At 44.7% G+C, this 17,459-nt stretch carries 15 protein-coding genes; 12 read left to right on the forward strand and 3 right to left on the reverse strand.

From position 1 onward, the window contains the following. Positions 1–11: 11 nt before the first annotated feature. The 8 genes from BSPA111_RS16330 (at position 12) to BSPA111_RS16365 (ending at position 8,495) form a co-directional block, all read left to right on the forward strand. On the forward strand, positions 12–1,181 hold the full coding sequence (locus BSPA111_RS16330) for a glycosyltransferase (protein ID WP_183272204.1): 1,170 nt from the start codon (positions 12–14) through the stop codon (positions 1,179–1,181). Continuing rightward, the gene (locus BSPA111_RS16335) at positions 1,168–1,884 is read left to right on the forward strand and encodes a WecB/TagA/CpsF family glycosyltransferase (protein WP_183272205.1); all 717 of its coding nucleotides are present in this window, start codon (positions 1,168–1,170) and stop codon (positions 1,882–1,884) included. The genes BSPA111_RS16330 and BSPA111_RS16335 overlap by 14 nt, the downstream gene beginning before the upstream one ends. Before the next feature lie 7 nt (positions 1,885–1,891). Then, complete coding sequence (locus BSPA111_RS16340) at positions 1,892–2,950, forward strand: mannose-1-phosphate guanylyltransferase/mannose-6-phosphate isomerase (protein ID WP_183272206.1); 1,059 nt, start codon at positions 1,892–1,894, stop codon at positions 2,948–2,950. Between the two features lie 64 nt (positions 2,951–3,014). Next, positions 3,015–4,445 (forward strand): phosphomannomutase, encoded by a 1,431-nt coding sequence (locus BSPA111_RS16345; RefSeq protein ID WP_183272207.1) that lies wholly within the window; start codon positions 3,015–3,017, stop codon positions 4,443–4,445. A 224-nt stretch (positions 4,446–4,669) separates the two neighbouring features. Next, a complete protein-coding gene (gene yjbE, locus BSPA111_RS16350; RefSeq protein WP_183272208.1) occupies positions 4,670–4,927 on the forward strand; it encodes an exopolysaccharide production protein YjbE in 258 nt (85 codons plus the stop codon). 66 nt (positions 4,928–4,993) lie between these two features. Continuing rightward, complete coding sequence (locus BSPA111_RS16355) at positions 4,994–5,638, forward strand: YjbF family lipoprotein (protein ID WP_183272209.1); 645 nt, start codon at positions 4,994–4,996, stop codon at positions 5,636–5,638. Beyond that, entirely contained in the window at positions 5,638–6,387 is a 750-nt protein-coding gene (locus BSPA111_RS16360) for a capsule biosynthesis GfcC D2 domain-containing protein (RefSeq protein WP_183272210.1), read from the forward strand. Before BSPA111_RS16355 ends, BSPA111_RS16360 begins: the two co-directional genes overlap by 1 nt. Next, positions 6,384–8,495: a YjbH domain-containing protein gene (locus BSPA111_RS16365; protein WP_183272211.1), complete on the forward strand. Its 2,112-nt coding sequence runs from the start codon at positions 6,384–6,386 to the stop codon at positions 8,493–8,495. Before BSPA111_RS16360 ends, BSPA111_RS16365 begins: the two co-directional genes overlap by 4 nt. 84 nt (positions 8,496–8,579) lie before the next feature. Here the strand turns inward: BSPA111_RS16365 and BSPA111_RS16370 are convergent, their stop codons facing one another. Together BSPA111_RS16370 and BSPA111_RS16375 are read right to left on the reverse strand one after the other, a co-directional pair. After that, complete coding sequence (locus tag BSPA111_RS16370) at positions 8,580–10,367, reverse strand: methyl-accepting chemotaxis protein (RefSeq protein WP_255459296.1); 1,788 nt, start codon at positions 10,365–10,367, stop codon at positions 8,580–8,582. 234 nt (positions 10,368–10,601) lie between these two features. Continuing rightward, positions 10,602–11,051 (reverse strand): helix-turn-helix domain-containing protein, encoded by a 450-nt coding sequence (locus BSPA111_RS16375; protein ID WP_183272213.1) that lies wholly within the window; start codon positions 11,049–11,051, stop codon positions 10,602–10,604. A gap of 676 nt (positions 11,052–11,727) precedes the next feature. On the opposite strand from BSPA111_RS16375, the gene BSPA111_RS16380 reads away from it, so the two are divergent. Together BSPA111_RS16380 and BSPA111_RS16385 are read left to right on the forward strand one after the other, a co-directional pair. Then, positions 11,728–12,525 carry a winged helix-turn-helix domain-containing protein gene (locus BSPA111_RS16380; RefSeq protein WP_183272214.1) on the forward strand — a complete coding sequence of 266 codons (798 nt, stop codon included), beginning with the start codon at positions 11,728–11,730 and terminating at the stop codon, positions 12,523–12,525. Continuing rightward, positions 12,515–13,003, forward strand: coding sequence for a hypothetical protein (locus BSPA111_RS16385; protein WP_183272215.1), 489 nt, complete (start codon positions 12,515–12,517; stop codon positions 13,001–13,003). The genes BSPA111_RS16380 and BSPA111_RS16385 overlap by 11 nt, the downstream gene beginning before the upstream one ends. Here the strand turns inward: BSPA111_RS16385 and BSPA111_RS16390 are convergent. After that, a complete protein-coding gene (locus BSPA111_RS16390; RefSeq protein ID WP_183272216.1) occupies positions 12,990–13,814 on the reverse strand; it encodes an AraC family transcriptional regulator in 825 nt (274 codons plus the stop codon). The two genes, BSPA111_RS16385 and BSPA111_RS16390, sit on opposite strands and share 14 nt — an antisense overlap. Positions 13,815–14,064: 250 nt before the next feature. Between BSPA111_RS16390 and BSPA111_RS16395 the strand changes: the two genes are divergently transcribed. Then, positions 14,065–15,468, forward strand: a complete 1,404-nt coding sequence (locus BSPA111_RS16395) for an MFS transporter (RefSeq protein WP_183272217.1) — start codon at positions 14,065–14,067, stop codon at positions 15,466–15,468. A 9-nt stretch (positions 15,469–15,477) separates the two neighbouring features. Further along, positions 15,478–17,445, forward strand: a complete 1,968-nt coding sequence (locus BSPA111_RS16400) for a glycoside hydrolase family 127 protein (RefSeq protein ID WP_183272218.1) — start codon at positions 15,478–15,480, stop codon at positions 17,443–17,445. The last annotated feature ends 14 nt before the right edge of the window (positions 17,446–17,459 follow it).

Below are 17,459 nucleotides of genomic sequence, written 5' to 3' on the forward strand. Positions count from 1 at the left end.
TAGAGGGCGTAATGAAACTGTTATTATTAACTTCAAGATACCCCTACAGTGTTGACTCCGGGGGCCTAGTTAAGACAAGGAAAATAATTGAGCATTTAAGCGGTGAGTTTGATTTAAAAATTTTCACTTTAAATTCAGAGAAAAACACCATCAACTTTTTTGATAATGTTACAGAGATTCCATTATCCAAATCTAAATATAATAAAAACGCATTGAATTTATTTTTTAGTTATTTATTTAATAAGCCTTTATCTGTGTATAGGAATGCTAATGACTCTTCAGGACATATATTAAATGAATTATTGGTATGGTGTGATGCAATTTTAGTTGACCATTTTTTTATGTTTCAGTATGTGCCAGGTGAATTTAATAAGCCAATATTTTTACATCAACACAATGCAGAGTTTAAGCTTTGGGAAAGAACTGCATCAAAGGAAAAAAATCCACTTAAAAAAGCTTTGCTACATTTTGAATCGGTTCGTGTTAAGCAATACGAAAAAAAAATATGCAATATAGCCGATGTTATATTTGCCTCACCAAATGACATTACAGAATTGGAAGGTTTGGGTGTTTCTAAACAGAAATTTGAAATAACCTATCATTTAGGTGATGACTCGATGCTGCGTTATGAAATATCTAAGTTTGATGTTTTAGATAATACAATTGCATTCATAGGCAACCTAAATTGGAATCCTAATCGTGATGGCGTATTTTGGTTCTTGAACGATATTTGGCCGCAAATATTAAAAAAAAATAAAGATGCAAAGTTTTATATCATTGGTTCTATCCCTGAAAAAGAAAAACATTTAATTTCAAAATATCAAAGTGTTATTTTTTGTGGATTTGTTGAGGATTTAAATACTATTTTGGAGAAGGTTAAAGTATTTGTTTCTCCTTTAAGGTTTGGAAGTGGAATGAAAGTAAAAAATATCACGGCTCTTTATAGAGGTCTTCCAATTGTGACTACAAGGATAGGTGCAGAAGGTATATATTTAGAAAATAATTATAATTCGATTATATGCGACGACCCTGATCAGTTTGCTTCTTCCGTTAATGAATTGTTAAATAACTCATTAAAGTGCGAAATGCTGGCAAAGAATGCCAAGGATACTGCTTTAGATAAATACAGCTGGGATAAAAATCTAAAGAAAATGAGTAAGGCTATATATGAAAAATGTTAAAATGTTTGGTCTTGTTTTTAAAGGTTTACATCTAAATGATTTAATAACCCTTTCAGGGGGGTTGAAATTTATAGTTACGGTAAATGCAGAGTTTATTGTAGAAGCTTATAGAGATGAGAAGTTCAAAACTATAATAAATGAAAATATTTCCTCCTTTGATGGTCAAGTTCCTTATATTTTAGCTAGAATTTTAAAAAAAGAGAAGTTCGACAAAATAAGTGGCTCTGATATTATATATGAAGTCCTTAAAGATAATAGATTGAATAAAAAGAAAATTTTTTTATTGGGTGACTTACCTGAAACAAATAAATTAGCAGTTGAAAGAGCACGCACAGATTTCGGTGCAAAATGCTATGGTTACGCACCTGAATTTGCACCATATCCATTTTGCGATGAAATAAATAATAATATTTTACATGAATTATCCTTGGTTAATCCTGAGTATTTATTTGTAGCATTTGGAGCAAAGAAACAAGAGTTTTGGATTGATGAAAATAAAGAAGTGCTTGAGCAATTAGGTGTTAAATTTGTAATTGGATGTGGCGGGAGTATTTCCTTTTTAGCAAATAAATTCAATCGTGCTCCAAAAGCAATTCAGAAATTAGGGTTGGAGAGTATTTATCGCATAATCCAAGAGCCAAAATGGTTTCGAATCAAAAGACTATTTAAGAGTTTCAAATTCCTTCTATATACATTTAAGTAAAAATATCATGATAATACCTGTAATAATTGCTGGCGGAAATGGAAGTCGATTATGGCCGCTATCACGTTCTAAGCATCCAAAGCAATTCCTATCTTTTTTTGACAATAAGACCCTTCTGCAAAATACACTTTTAAGGTCTAGTAAGATTACTGATAGATCACCTTTGCTAATTTGCAATTTTGATCATAGATATATTGTTGCTGAGCAATTAAGACAACTGCAAATAAGTAACGCAAAAATTATTTTGGAATCATGTGGTAGAAATACTGCTCCAGCCGTAGCTCTTGCTGCCATACATGCTCTACAAGATGATGACCCTTTATTGCTTGTATTAGCCGCTGATCATGTAATACAAAACGTGGATGCATTTTCTGAAAGTATAAAAGCTGCACGGATATTTGCAGAACAAGGAAAATTAGTTACCTTTGGTATAATTCCGACTGCTCCAGAAACAGGTTATGGATATATACGAAAAGGTGAGGAGTTATCTTCTTCTGCTTTTAAGGTATCATCCTTTGTTGAAAAGCCTGATCTTGATACTGCCTTGTCATATATAAATCAGGGTGATTATTTCTGGAATAGTGGCATGTTTTTGTTCAGAGCATCTGTGTATTTAAATGAGTTGAAAAAATATAGGCCAGATATTTTATCTTATTGTAATAAATCTTATATTAATGCTGATTCAGATTTTATATCTGTAGATAATGATGAGTTTAATAAATGCCCGTCTATGTCCATTGATTATGCAGTAATGGAGAATTCTAGCGAGTGTGTCGTTGTGCCTCTAGATTCTAAATGGAGTGACGTTGGTTCATGGGCATCATTATGGGAGTTATCTTCTAAGGATAGTAATGGTAACTTCTGTTCTGGTGAAGTAATCGATTGTGATAGCAAAAATAATTATATTCATTCAGAAAATATTCTTATTGCAACTGTTGGAGTAGAAGGGTTAGTTATAATTCAAACTCCTGATGCAATTTTGGTTGCAGATAAGAATAAAGTTCAGGATATTAAAAAAATTGTTGAGTCCCTTCACACCAATCAAAATAAAGAGGAGTTGATTTAGTGGGGGGGGGCATAATTTCTATTTTTCCATTCTAATTTTTGCGTGTTTTTTAAAGGTTTTTACGATGTGCAAATTAAGATTGTCCAGCAAAACAATAGTCTCAGATAGTAATATAAAATTTGGTACCAGCGGTGCTCGAGGTCTAGTTAAAGATTTTAGTAATAATGTTTGCGCTGCATTTACCATTTCTTTCCTCTCTTTCATGAAGTCTTCATATAAATTTGATAGTGTTGCCATTGCAAATGACAATAGGCCGAGCAGCTACAACATGGCAATGGAATGTGCAGAAGCTGCAGTTCAATTAGGTATTACTCCTATATATTATGGTGTCATTCCTACACCAGCTCTTGCATTGAAATCAATAAAATCTCAAATACCATCAATAATGATTACAGGAAGTCATATTCCATTCGATAGAAACGGATTGAAATTTTATAGCCCTGAAGGGGAAATAACTAAAAGCGATGAGAGTAATATATTAAATATAGATATATTGTTTGATGAGATAACTACCTTCACGATGCTTGACGCTAGTTGTGATGCTGCAAATGACTATATTTCAAGATATTCTTCATTATTTGAATCGAATTTTCTTTTAGGCAGGAAAATAGGCATATATGAACACTCTAGTGCGGGAAGAGATTTATATGCTAAAGTTTTTTCTCTTCTTGGAGCTGAAGTTGTATCTTTAGGAAGATCTAATGATTTTGTACCTATTGACACTGAAGCTGTCTCTGAACATGATATAAATAAAGCCAAGCAATGGTCAAGACTATATGATTTTGATATGATATTTTCTACTGATGGTGATGGCGATCGACCTTTGGTCTTTAATGAAAAAGGTGAGTGGATTCGAGGGGATATATTAGGGTTGCTTTGTGCTGATGCTCTTCAAATTGAAGCTCTTGCTATACCTATAAATTGTAATACCGGGATAGATAAATGTGAGCGCTTTAGTCGTATTAAATATACAAAAATAGGTTCCCCATTTGTCATTTCTGAGTTTTTTTCATTAAAGAAAGATCACAATCGTGTCGCTGGATTTGAAGCTAATGGTGGGTTTTTATTAGGGTCGGATATTACTTTTGATGAAAGTGTCCTCACTGCTCTGCCCACAAGAGATGCTTTATTACCAGCATTAATGCTTTTTTCAACGTTAGGCACAAGAAAAATATCATCCTTAGTTGAAACATTACCAAAAAGATTTACACACTCAGATAGAATTGAAAACTTCCCTGCTGATAAAAGCAATGTAATTATTAGGTTGGGAGTAAGTGAGCCACAGGTTTTGATTAGTGAAATATGCAAAATAGATATGAGTGTTAAAAATGTTAATACTGTTGATGGGCTTAGAATTACTTTGGAAAATGACTCCGTGATACATTTTAGACCATCTGGTAATGCTCCTGAATTACGTTGTTACGCTGAGTCTGATACTTTTGAGTTAGCTGTTTCATTGGTTAATGATAGTTTAAAAAGAGTTCTTTATAGTTAGCTTTGTGGTTTGTATTTACGTGGTTTTTGTTCTCACTTCATAATTTTAAATTAATATTATATTAATTTTGTAATTAATGATCGTGATGTTTCCATTTGGCTAATTTTTTAGTAATACGATCAGTTATTAACTTTTTTCGATTAAATAGAATTACTCGAGTTTTTCCCAGTGGAATTTATTCCACCGGGAAAATACACCAATGAAACAATAATAGAGGACTATAAATGAAATTGATTAAGTTATCTGCGCTAATGCTGTGTGTACTGGCGGCACCTATGGCATCTATGGCTGCGACTGAATCTGCCGCTGTTGGCGCAGCTGCAGGTTCTTCAACTGCCGCTGCGGGTGTGGCAGCCGGTTCTGCGGTTGCTATCGGTGTCGGCGCGGTGGGTGCAGTAGCCATTTCTGCGCTCGTTGTTAGCAACAACCGCGACAGCAAAAGTGGCAGCACCAGTACCAGCACCACCACTTCTACGCATTAATCATTTCTAATATTCATGGGGTTCTTCTGGGGACCCCATTTTTATTGCCAGCTTACGGCTCTTAATATGTATAAAAAAATATGCCTGGCCGGCGCGGTTATTTTACTCAGCGCCTGCAGCCAATATCGCCCTGGTATTGTTTCACAGACTATTACACAGACCTTTTCTTCGCAGGATGCGAAAATCGATAGCAGTAAAGTTAGCAGCGTTCCCTATGCGTCTATGTCCCTTAAAGTGGATGACGGCCCGTTAGCTTTTATCGTGCTGGCTTGGAATGAAAACCATATTCAGAAGTGGCTCACCGCCGATTCAAAAATGGTCGCCACGCAAAATGGACGCATTATTAAAACCATCGGTTTTCCGGATAACCTGCTGGCGTTCGAAAGCAGCAGCCCAGATCCATTAGCCAATCCGTTAACCATTCAGGAAGGGCAGCAGTGGAAAGCACAAACGCAATGGAAGAGTGATTCTTTCCACGCGGCTTCAGTGACTTCACGCTTCCATTGGGCAGGCACGCAAGATTTCACCATTGTCGGTAACACCCGCAATTATCGTCTGCTGGAAGAACAAGTTTCATCCGTTGGTGATGGTGCCACTTATACCCAACGTTATTGGGTTGATGCGCAAACCGGGCAGGTGGTTCACAGCGAACAAACCCTGCATCCTCATGGCCCGGTGTGGTCCCTCACTTTACTGAAACCTTATTCCTGATGATGAAACCACTCTTGCTTACCGCCACCTTGTTGGCGGTAGCCCCGCTGAGTTACAGCCAGGGGCAGGTTACTCTTATTTGTCAGCCTGCATGTTCCACCGCCAATGTGAATGCCAATGACCTGAGTGAACTGGTCACAAGCTCTGCACTGCCTACCAATATCGACTGGCGCACCGCGAAGATTTCAACACCGGCGAGCGATGCGGAACAGCAGCAACGCCAGCAGCAGATTGTCGCAAAGCTTGCAGCACTCGGTAAACAGTTGCAGCAGCAGGGCGATTCTCTTCTGGCTCAGCGCGTTAACGTTTTGCGCCAGCGTATCAATGAATGGAAAGCGGTCGGTGCTTATCCCCTCTCTCTGGACCCGGATGTTGTACGTCTGAAATCTGAAGATTCACCGAAGCTTGCGGGCGCTTATCGTCTGTACATTACGACCGTTCCGAAACCGGACCTGACGTTATGGAACAGCTCACGAACTGCCGTCACCTGGGTTGCAGGTAAGCAGACCGCTGCTTATGTCTCTATTGACCAGCAACAACCCGGTATCGACGGGGACACCGTGACGGTGATTGCGCCAGACGGCACCACGGAAACCGTCCCTACTGGTTACTGGAATCGTCGTTACCATGAGCCACAGCCCGGCAGCCAGATTTGGTTGAACCTGCAAACGTCTGCATTACCACAAGGTTATCAGTCGCTTAACCAGGACATTATCCACTTGCTTACACAACGGACTGTCGCGCCATGAAGCTCACTACACTCAGTTCTATGATTGCGCTGTCTCTTGGCGGCTTCAGTCACGTGGCCTGTGCTGACTGGGGCACGCCGTTATATACCCCGTACGTCACCCCTTCGCAGTCAGATTTTGGTGGTGTTGGCTTATTGCAGATGCCCACCGCACGTATGGCCCCCTCTGGCGAATTCAACGTGAACTACCGGGACAATGACCAATACCGCTTCTGGTCGTTAACCTTGCAGTTGATGCCGTGGCTGGAAAGCACCATCCGCTATACCGACGTGCGTACTCGCCGTTACGGTGCGGAAGATTTCAGTGGTGACCAGACCTATAAAGATAAAGCTATCGACCTGAAAGCTCGCCTGTGGCAGGAAACTCGCTGGACGCCGGACATCTCGTTAGGCTTCAGAGATATCGGCGGTACTGGCTTGTTCGACAGCGAATATCTGGTGGCGACGAAAGCGGCGGGGCCGTTTGATTTCACGCTCGGTATGGGCTGGGGCTATGTTGGCAACAGCGGCAATATCACTAACCCATTCTGCAAAGCCAGCGAGGGTTTTTGCCAGCGCGAGGAAGGTTACAGCGGCAGTGGCGGTAAGGTTGATTCGGACCGTTTCTTCCACGGCCCAGCGGCATTGTTCGGTGGTGTGGAATACCAGACGCCGTGGCAGCCACTGCGCTTTAAGGTGGAATACGACGGGAATAATTACCGTGACGATCGCGCCGGAAAGCTGGCACAAGATAGCCCGATTAACGTTGGGATGTTGTACCGCCTGGGTGACTGGGGCGATCTGAATCTGGGTTATGAGCGTGGCAACACGATGACCTTCGGCTTCACGCTGGTCACCAATTTTGAGGCGCTGCGCAGTCCGGCACAAAAACCTTCCCGGCCTGTTTATGCGCCAGCCACGCAACCCGCAGATTTTGACCCGCACACAGCGGATGCCCAGCTTAATGCGCTGCGTGACAACGCCGGTTTATCATCGCCGTCCATCCAGCGGGCAGGGGATACGGTGTATGTTTCTGGTGAGCAAACCGATTACCGGGTTCGCGAGGAAGGGATCGAGCGCGCTAACCGCATCGTGATGAATAATCTGCCGGAAGGCACGCGTCAGATTGTGGTGACTGAAAACAGCGAACGTCTGCCAATGATCAGCCATCGCAGTGATGTGGCGTCGCTTGACCAGGCGTTTAGCGGTGTGCCACTCGGCGCGGCTAACCCTGAAAACATTGACGTGCATCTGGAGCCACAGCAGCCACCGCATATGCAGGCTGGATACGCCGAGAAGCAATCTTCTCTGAGCTTTGACTGGTCGCCGATATTAAACCAGTCATTCGGCGGGCCTGAATCGTTCTATATGTATCAGTTTGCGCTGAGCGGCAGTGTCGATTACCAACTGACCGATAACTGGACAATTGGCGGTGTAGCATGGCTTAACGTGTACAACAACTACGACAAGTTCAACTTCACCGCTCCTCCGCCTGACAGCCACATTCCGCAGGTGCGTACCCATATTCGTGAGTATGTCGACAGTAGCGACCTGTACCTGAATAACCTGCAACTTACGCGTATTGGCGCACTGGGCGATGGTTGGTACATGCAGAACTACGGCGGCTATCTGGAAATGATGTTTGCCGGGGTGGGGAGTGAAGTGCTGTACCGTCCGCTGGATCAACAGTGGGCCGTGGGTGCCGATCTGAACTGGGTTAAACAGCGTGACTGGAACGACCCGATGAGAATGGCCGACTACAGCGTGACCACCGGGAATGTGACGGGTTACTGGCAGCCGTGGTTTGCTGATGAGTTCCTGTTGAAAGTGAGTGTCGGGCGCTATCTGGCGGGCGATAAAGGCGGCACGCTGGATATTTCTCGCCGCTTCTCAAGTGGGATTACCGCTGGTGCATACGCCACATTGACCAACGTGTCGTCTCACGATTACGGCGAAGGGAGCTTCACCAAAGGGTTCTATATCTCGATTCCACTGGATTTGCTGAGTACGCGACCGACGAACACCGAGGCAGGCTTCAACTGGGTGCCGTTGACGCGTGATGGCGGCCAGCCATTGCAGAAACGTTACTCGCTGTACGGCTTCACGGATGCGCGCGGCGCGCAGTATTGAGTGTTGCCTTCCATGGCTAATTTTTATGGTTATTAAGGGCGGTTTACCGCCCATTTCCCAGATCGTTGGCACAGCAAAAAATCGTTAAAACTCTACCCAGCTATCTTTACTGTTCGCCGCAGTTTTTCTGGCTGGTTTTGGCTGAGTGTGATGAGGGGCAGAAGGGCGAATGTCTGCCGCCTCTGTTTGAGTTTTTGAAACCCGAAATATCGACACCACTTTCTCCAACTGCACCGCCTGATCTTCAAGCGAACTTGCGGCAGCGGAAGATTCTTCGACTAATGCCGCATTCTGTTGGGTCGTTGTATCCATTTCTGCCATCGCTTGCGCAATCTGCGAAATCCCTCGGCTTTGTTCATCGGTCGCCGCCGCAATTTCACTCATGATATCTCTCACCTGGATAACGGACGTTTCAATGTTTTCCATGGCGACACCTGCACCTTCCACCAGACGGAACCCTGAATCGACGTAAGAAACTGATTCGTGAATTAAGGTTTCAATCTCTTTTGCTGACTGCGCACTTCGCTGCGCCAGGTTACGCACTTCACCTGCCACTACGGCAAAACCTTTCCCTTGATCTCCCGCTCGTGCTGCTTCAACGGCGGCATTTAACGCCAGAATATTGGTCTGGAATGCGATGCTGTTGATGACGGTCGTGATTTCCGAAATACGGTGCGAGCTGCTCTGTACGTTTTTCATCGTGTCGATGACCATCTTAGAAATCTGACTTCCTTCATTGGCTTTTTGCGAGGCGGCTTCCGCTAATTGGCGCGCATGTTTGGCATTTTCGGCATTCAGGGCGACGGTGGATGTCAGCTCTTCCATGCTGGCGGCGGTCTCCACCACGGCGGCAGATTGCTGCTCAGTACGCGCGGATAAATCCATATTACCGGCGGCAATTTCAGACGATGAACGCGCAACGCTGTCGACGCCATCACGCACGTTATGAATAATATCTTTCAAATTGCTGTTCATCGTGGCGACAGCCTGCATCAGCAGACCCGGCTCATCACGACGGACACTTTCCAGCGTACTGGTGAGGTCGCCTTTGGCAATTTGCTCGGCAACCTGCAACGTTTCAATCAATGGGCGCGTAATAGAACGGGTGATCACGAAGGCCATCAATATGCCGATAATAATCCCGATAAGCGCGACGATTTCCATCTGCAACTCGGCATTCAATACGCCTTTCTCAGCCGTTTTTTGTTGTAGCGTAAATTGATTTGTGACCGCACTCGTTAACTCCACTGCCCGCGCAGTTAAGTTGTTCGATGCCGTGTTAACCGTATTCCATGAGGTACGATAAAGCGGCATTTCCGCAGCAAAACCGTGCATCTCCTGCATGCTTTTTTGCAGCCAGTCGTGTTGTATCGCCGGGAGCACCGCTAACATTTGTTCGGCGCTGGTAATGGCGTTGGCAAGACGCCCATCGAGGGCTTTTTGACTCTGATCTGTTGGGTTTTCTTTATAATCGTTCAGCGCAGAGTCGATATCATTGAACATAAAAGCGAGCTGCGAAAGCTGGGTTTGCTGATCGTCATTCAGCGTATTATCACGGCTTAGTCGATCGGCTATTAAAGACTTGTTATAGAGATCTTTCGAATCCAGGAGTTGAATATCTTTCTCTTTTTGACTTAACGCGTCAACAAAAGGGCGGGTTGCCGCGATATAGTTTTTAACCGCTTTTTCAGTGACGACCAGTGACTGCATCCCTTCATTTGACCAGCTAAGATGCTTCATTTGGCTCACAATGGTATCCATGTTTGCCAGCGCACTCTTATTTTGCTCAAGATATTTTGCATTATGGGTGTATTGGTAATTGGTACGACCCAATCTTGCGGCTGAAAGTGAGTTAAATAATTGTGTGCTCATCGACATTTTATTAATTTTATCTTGCACGTTTTTTAAGCCGACGATGCCCGATATAACGATGGCAACAGTAACCAACAAAACCACTGTAAACCCGAAGGAAAGCTTTTTACTCACTTTTAAATTTGAAAAATAGTTTTTTACATTCATCGTTATATTCCGTTTCGGTGTGAAGCCCAGGTGCTTATAAAAAGTCCCTGGGCATACTATGCCCAGGGCAAGAGATTCTGAGGCGACTCAATCTCCCAGAATATTAACTAACTTCACTCTCTCCTTTGTTTGCTCAGAATTAGGCAGGAGATCACTAATTCTGTAATAGACTGGCGTGATATCAAGGTAGTTAATAATGTAGCCACAGCCCTTGATGTTGCGAATAAAGTCGGCAGGTAAGCCCAACGTGTTAAGTTTCTTATTAAGGTTGTGGAGTACCTGCCACAAACGTTGTGATGAAGAACTGAGGTCATTATTTTCCCACACGTTCTTGAACAGTTCTTCTTTGGTCACTTCTCTATTACGGGCATGCTTTAGCAGATACAAAAATAACTGCAACATAGTCTCATTAAATGAAATTGTGCCGAAAATAAAATTTTTATTAGCTCGGGTAGAAGGAAGGCGATACATCCGCCCAGTTTCTACATCAAAATGAATTTCTTTGCCGATAATAAAGCCATATAAATGGTAGCTCATGTCTTTCATGCTCATAGGTAATAGCAATGGCCATAGTATTGCCGAACATATATATTTCTTATAAGCCACAAACTTTATAAGGACGATTATATGTGGGCAGAAAATACTTTCAACATCGAGTCAGACCTGCGTTTTTTAGCCCTTAAAATGGGGGCGGTGAAGCATAACGAGTTTCCTGAGTGAAATTTTCAGCATAAAGTTTTGATGGAGGGCGGACTTGTTAATTATTTATGCTGGTTTTTGTAATGTCGCCATAGCTCAATGTAAAACACCAAATTTCTGTTTTAAACAGAGAGTTCAACTGGATAACCCGATACAGATCTGTTTTTACTGGATTATCTGTGCTGAATTAAGCTTTGAATGCTATTGCGTCTCTGCTCCCTTCCTTCCAGTCAATAACCTTAATCAAGATTGACGTTGTCCATTCGTTTAACCAATACATCTGCCAAAGGATGAATCTCATCATAAAGGCTCCGGATGCAATGAGGAGTGATGTTATGTGATTTATACTGATTCAGAGTCCTGAGTTATTACTCTTGTTAGCGTGCATGCGTTACAGGATGTAATCTGTAATTCATTGATTATAAAAAAGAAAAAATATGATTAAGATTTTTTTGATTTTACAGGTTGTGGTCGGCGAGACAATAACGCCCGCTCTTTCGTTAAGTGGAGCTCAATGATGAGACGTGTTTTCCTGATCAACGGCACTCTTGTTTTTGATCCGGATGAACACAGCCTTCGTCCTGTGCAAGGCCATGACGGAAGGGCTGTTGTTATCCACACGCCTGCGAGCGAATGTTTACTGAAGCTGCTTGAGCATAATAATCAGGTGCTAACACAGAAGTTTTTGTTCGAAGAGGTGTGGGAAAAACACGGTTCAGTGGTCACGACAAATACGCTTTACCAGAATATTGCGTCAATCAGGAAAGGGCTTAAATCAGCGGGCCTTGCCGAAGACATCATCAAAACAATGCCAAAGATGGGGTTTAAGTCGATAGCCGTATTGCGCATTGGCGTTCCCGAAGATTTTTTATCTGATTCAGAAACTCAGCCAGAAGTATTCACAAACATACCTGTCAGCATGGTTGAGAATAAAAAAACACCTGGTCGCTTTGCGCACTTTATAAGTTCAAAATGGTCATTTTTATTTGCAGGCCTTCTTGCCGTACTTTGCTGGGGCATGCTTGTTATAAACCTGATAAAAGAAGACTCATTTTACAAAAACTATAGCTACATCGGTTTGGTTAACGGCTGTGAACTTTATTCTTCTTATCCTGGTGTAGATACCAGCACAAACAGTTTTGTCGCCATGAATAAACGTTATCCTCTGGTTTGTAACATGGGCAGCGTCGTTTATATGACGATAAATCGTCTGCAGGAAGGTTCATCCGTTCAGCTATGTAATAAGAAAATAGAGATCCGAGACGCGCACTGCAAGTCCTACTTTTTCAAACGAGGTGCCTATGAACAATAAAAAATTAGGTGTTATCTGGGTAGGCATTTTGTCAATGATTTTTATCCCATTGCTATCTATCGCGTATATTCGTTACGATGAAAATCATTTCTCCTGTGAAAGTCAGTTAATCCTAATTGGTAAGGATGAATATTATAATTCGATTATGCATTATACCTTCGCGGACGGCTTCGGGAGTTTTGAAAGTTTGGGGTCATTCCATCGTAGTAATAATTCCCCTGTATCTCGCACCAATAATTTCCCCTTCAAATATTGGAAGGAGCAAGGCGACACGATTATGGTCGCTGATGATAGCAGCGATCCGCCGGAAGACATGAAGCAACTTTTCACCTTCCTGCCTGATTTTTTTTATACTAAAGATCGCGGGCTGCGCGTGCATATCTTGCGTGAAAATGACTCGGGATATCTCTTTACCGACAATAACTCGCCTCTGTTTTACTGTACCCGTATATCTGCGCGCTCCCTCAATCCGAATTAATATGCACCTTACTGTAGCGCCGCTTCCATGCGGCGGGTGTTAATCCCATCGCTTTACGAAATACCTTCCGGAAATAGCCCACATCCTGAAACCCGCAACGTTCGGCGACTTCGCTCAATGAGCAGGCGTCGCCAATCAACATTTTCTCTGCACTGTGCACGCGCTGACGGTGAATCGCCTCGGTAATGGTTAACTGGAAAGTCTGACGGTAAACGCGCCCAAGATAGTCCGCATTGCAATGCAACTGGCTTGAAAGCATCGATGTGGAAATCGGCAGATGAAATTGAGTGCGAATTAATTGTTGTGCTTTGTAAGCAAGGACTGCGCCACTGTTATCTGTATGCGTATTGTCGAGCACTGCTACGGAAAGTTGCTGCATGATCAGCAATAAAATTAACTCCAGTGCGCTGCTGCGCATCATGGATTCTTGCTCGCTTAAAAACTGGCGGAATAAAGAAATAACATATTGGGGGTTAATCACTTGCCCATGTTGAGGTAGTGATATTAACGATACCGGCAAGTCTAATTTTTTATTATGTTGCGCATTGAGTTCGAAGTGTAGCCAGTAGAATTTTAAATCAGACGGGAAGGTTCCTACTCCGACGTGTTTCCTGTGGGGCCAGAGTAATAAACTTTCCCCTTCTTTAACGCTGAACAGCGTGTCATTTTCCCGGATCGTAAGTATCCCTTTTTCAACGAAAATTAATTCCCACGAGTCGAGCTCACGCTGTGGATGGCTACCGACACCTCGCGAAATAAACAAGCCGCCGTTTTGCACTGATATGGGTAAAGATATATTTAAATCAAGCAATTAGATCACCATTGAATCTGCATTCCCGAACCAGTGTAGTAAAAATCCTTCACTGGGTGGGATTACTCGCGACGTTTGGCGATCTTGTTCACAGTTTTATCTTTAGGTCGGAATTGTCATCTTTTTATACTTTTCTCTCGCCTTGTTGCTCTCTAGATTGAGTGCCAATTTATGTAGGTCATTTGCAAATACAAAAATAACAAACCCAGTTTTTAAATCCAAATACCCATAAAATATCGAGGCGTAAATCATGACCTCTACCCCTATAAATAATACTGATATTTCAACTTCGGCTTTAAATGACAGGCTCTCGATACGCGAGAAAATAGGTTACGGATTAGGTGATGCGGGCGGAACAGTCATCACCTGTCTTATCATGAATTTCCTCACCTTTTTCTATACCGATGTTTTTGGATTAACCCCCGCTATTGTCGGCACGCTGTTTATCGCTTTGCGTGTCTTTGACGCCATCTCCGACCCTCTGATGGGGATTCTGGCTGACCGTACACAAAGCCGCTTTGGGCGCTTTCGCCCGTGGCAATTGTGGGTTGCGGTGCCGATTGGCGTTATCGGCGTGCTGACCTTCACCGTGCCAGACCTCAGCGCCAATATGAAAATCCTTTGGGCATTCGGTACCTACCTTTTGCTTTCCATCGGCTATACCGCCATCAACGTGCCTTACTGTGCGTTGATCAACACCATGACAACTCGCCACGATGAAGTGATTTCCTGTCAGTCCTGGCGCTTTGTGCTGTGTGGCGTAGCGGGCTTTTTGGTATCCGTTGGTTTGCCGTGGCTTGTGGAAATAATCGGTCAGGGCAACGCCGCAAAAGGCTACCAGATGGGTGTCGGCATTTTGTGTACCGTGGCGGTGGGAATGTTCCTGTGCTGCTTCTTCTGGGTGCACGAACGTGTGCCGTTGGCGTTGATGGGCAAATTTACCCTGCGCGAACACCTGGCGGGCCTGCGTAAAAACGATCAGCTGTTATTGAGCCTGGTGATGTCGTTCCTGCTGATCAACGTGTTTAACCTGCGCGGCGGCGGCTACATGTATTTCATCACCTATGTACTGCAAGGTAGCGCTGGCTTTGCCTCTCTGTTCTTCACCATGGTGACGTTCGCATCGATTCTGGGGGCGGTGATCGTTAACCCGCTGGCTAAGCGTTTCGATACCGTAAAACTCTATTACTACACCAATCTGGTGTTGGCCGTTCTTGCCGTTGGCATGTGGCTTTTACCTACCGGCGCGGCGTTCCAGACCTTATGGCTGTTCGTGATACTGGCAAATGGCGTGATTCTCGGTTTCACGTTGCCGCTGCACTTTTCCATCATGGCATTTGCCGATGATTACGGCGAATGGAAAACCGGTGTGCGTTCATCTGGCATGAACTTCGCGTTCAATCTGTTCTTTATCAAATTAGCCTGGGCCGCCAGTGCCGGAATCATCAGTCTGGTGTTTATATTTGTGGCCTATCAGCCAGGCCCAGAACACCAAACAGCGGCGTCGTTGTCAGGCATTACTGCGCTGGAAACCTTGTTGCCGGCCGCATTCCACCTGTTACTGGCTCTGGCGATTCGCCGTTGCCGTTTGAATAACCCTATGATGGCGCAAATTTCCACTGACCTACGTCAGCGCCATGTCCAGACCGTCTGAGGAGTTGTTATGAATCAGCCTGATATTTTACAGGAAGTAGACCTGCACAAACTGAAAGTGACAGATGCGTTTTTGGGCCAGTACCAACGGCTGGTGCGCGATGTGGTGATCCCTTATCAGTGGGACGCGTTAAATGATCGCATTACCGAGGCAGACCCGAGCCACGCCATCGAGAATTTTGAGATTGCCGCAGGGCGTAAAGATGGCGAGTTTTACGGCATGGTTTTCCAGGACAGCGATGTAGCGAAATGGCTGGAAGCGGTGGCGTGGTCACTGTGCCAGAAACCAGACGCAGAGCTTGAAAAAACGGCCGACGACGTTATCGAACTGGTTGAAGCGGCGCAGTGTGAAGACGGCTATCTGAATACTTATTTCACCGTCAAAGCCCCGACCGAGCGCTGGACGAATCTCGCCGAATGCCACGAACTTTATTGCGCAGGGCATATGATTGAGGCCGGTGTGGCTTTCTTCCAGGCGACGGGAAAACGCCGCTTGTTAGAAGTGGTGTGTCGTCTGGCTGACCACATCGACAGTGTGTTTGGTCCGGGTGCGAATCAGCTCCATGGCTATCCGGGGCATCCTGAAATCGAACTGGCGCTGATGCGCCTGTATGAAGTGACTGACAATCAGCGCTATTTAGCTCTGGTGAATTACTTTGTTGAAGAACGTGGAGCACAGCCGCATTTCTACGATATTGAATATGAAAAACGTGGGCGTACCTCGCACTGGAACATTCACGGCCCGGCATGGATGGTGAAAGACAAAGCCTATAGCCAGGCACATGAACCATTGGCACTGCAGCAAACGGCCATTGGCCACGCGGTACGCTTTGTTTACCTGATGGCGGGCGTGGCGCACCTTGCGCGGCTGCATAAAGACGAAGAGAAGCGCCAGACCTGTTTGCGTTTGTGGGACAACATGGTGCAGCGCCAGATGTATATTACTGGTGGGATTGGCTCGCAAAGCAGTGGCGAAGCGTTTAGCTCGGATTACGATTTGCCCAATGACACGGTTTACGCAGAGAGCTGTGCTTCTATTGGACTGATGATGTACGCCCGCCGCATGTTGCAAATGGAAGCTGACAGCCGTTTTGCAGACGTGATGGAACGTGCGTTGTACAACACCGTTCTGGGTGGCATGGCGCTGGATGGTAAACACTTTTTCTACGTTAATCCGCTGGAAGTGCATCCGAAAACCCTGGCGTTTAACCATATTTATGACCACGTGAAACCGGTTCGCCAGCGTTGGTTTGGCTGCGCCTGCTGCCCGCCCAATATCGCGCGTGTGCTGACCTCGCTCGGCCATTACATTTACACCCCGCAACCGGACGCGTTGTATGTACATCTGTATGTTGGAAACGAAATGGAAGTGCCGGTGGGTGACAAAGCATTACGCCTGAAAATTAGCGGCGATTATCCGTGGCACGAACAGGTCGAAATTGCCGTGACTTCTGCGCTTCCGGTGCAACACACACTCGCGTTGCGTTTGCCAGACTGGTGCGAAAGCCCGCAAGTGTTGCTCAACGGTGAAAGCTGCAAAGGGGAAATGCGCAAAGGTTATCTGCATCTTCATCGTCTATGGCAAGAGGGTGACCACCTCACTCTGACGCTGCCAATGCCGGTTCGCCGTGTATATGGTCATCCGTTATTGCGCCATGTAGCCGGGAAAGTGGCGGTGCAGCGCGGGCCATTGGTGTATTGCCTGGAAGAAGCGGATAACGGCGCGGAACTGCATAACCTTTGGCTGCCAAAAGAGAGCACATTTAACCTGATTGAAGGCAAAGGCATCTTCGCCCATAAAGTGCTGATTCAGGCCGATGGCCTGCGGAAGACCTGCGAGAAAGTCGACCAACAGGCGTTGTATCACTACGATAAATCGCCGGTGAAAGCCGAGTCTAAGAAGCTGACCTTTATTCCGTGGTTTAGTTGGGCAAACCGTGGGGAAGGGGAAATGCGTATTTGGGTGAATGGCGAGTAAAAGTTGAGGGTGGA

Source organism: Buttiauxella sp. A111 (assembly GCF_014189855.1).
GTDB lineage: Bacteria > Pseudomonadota > Gammaproteobacteria > Enterobacterales > Enterobacteriaceae > Buttiauxella > Buttiauxella selenatireducens.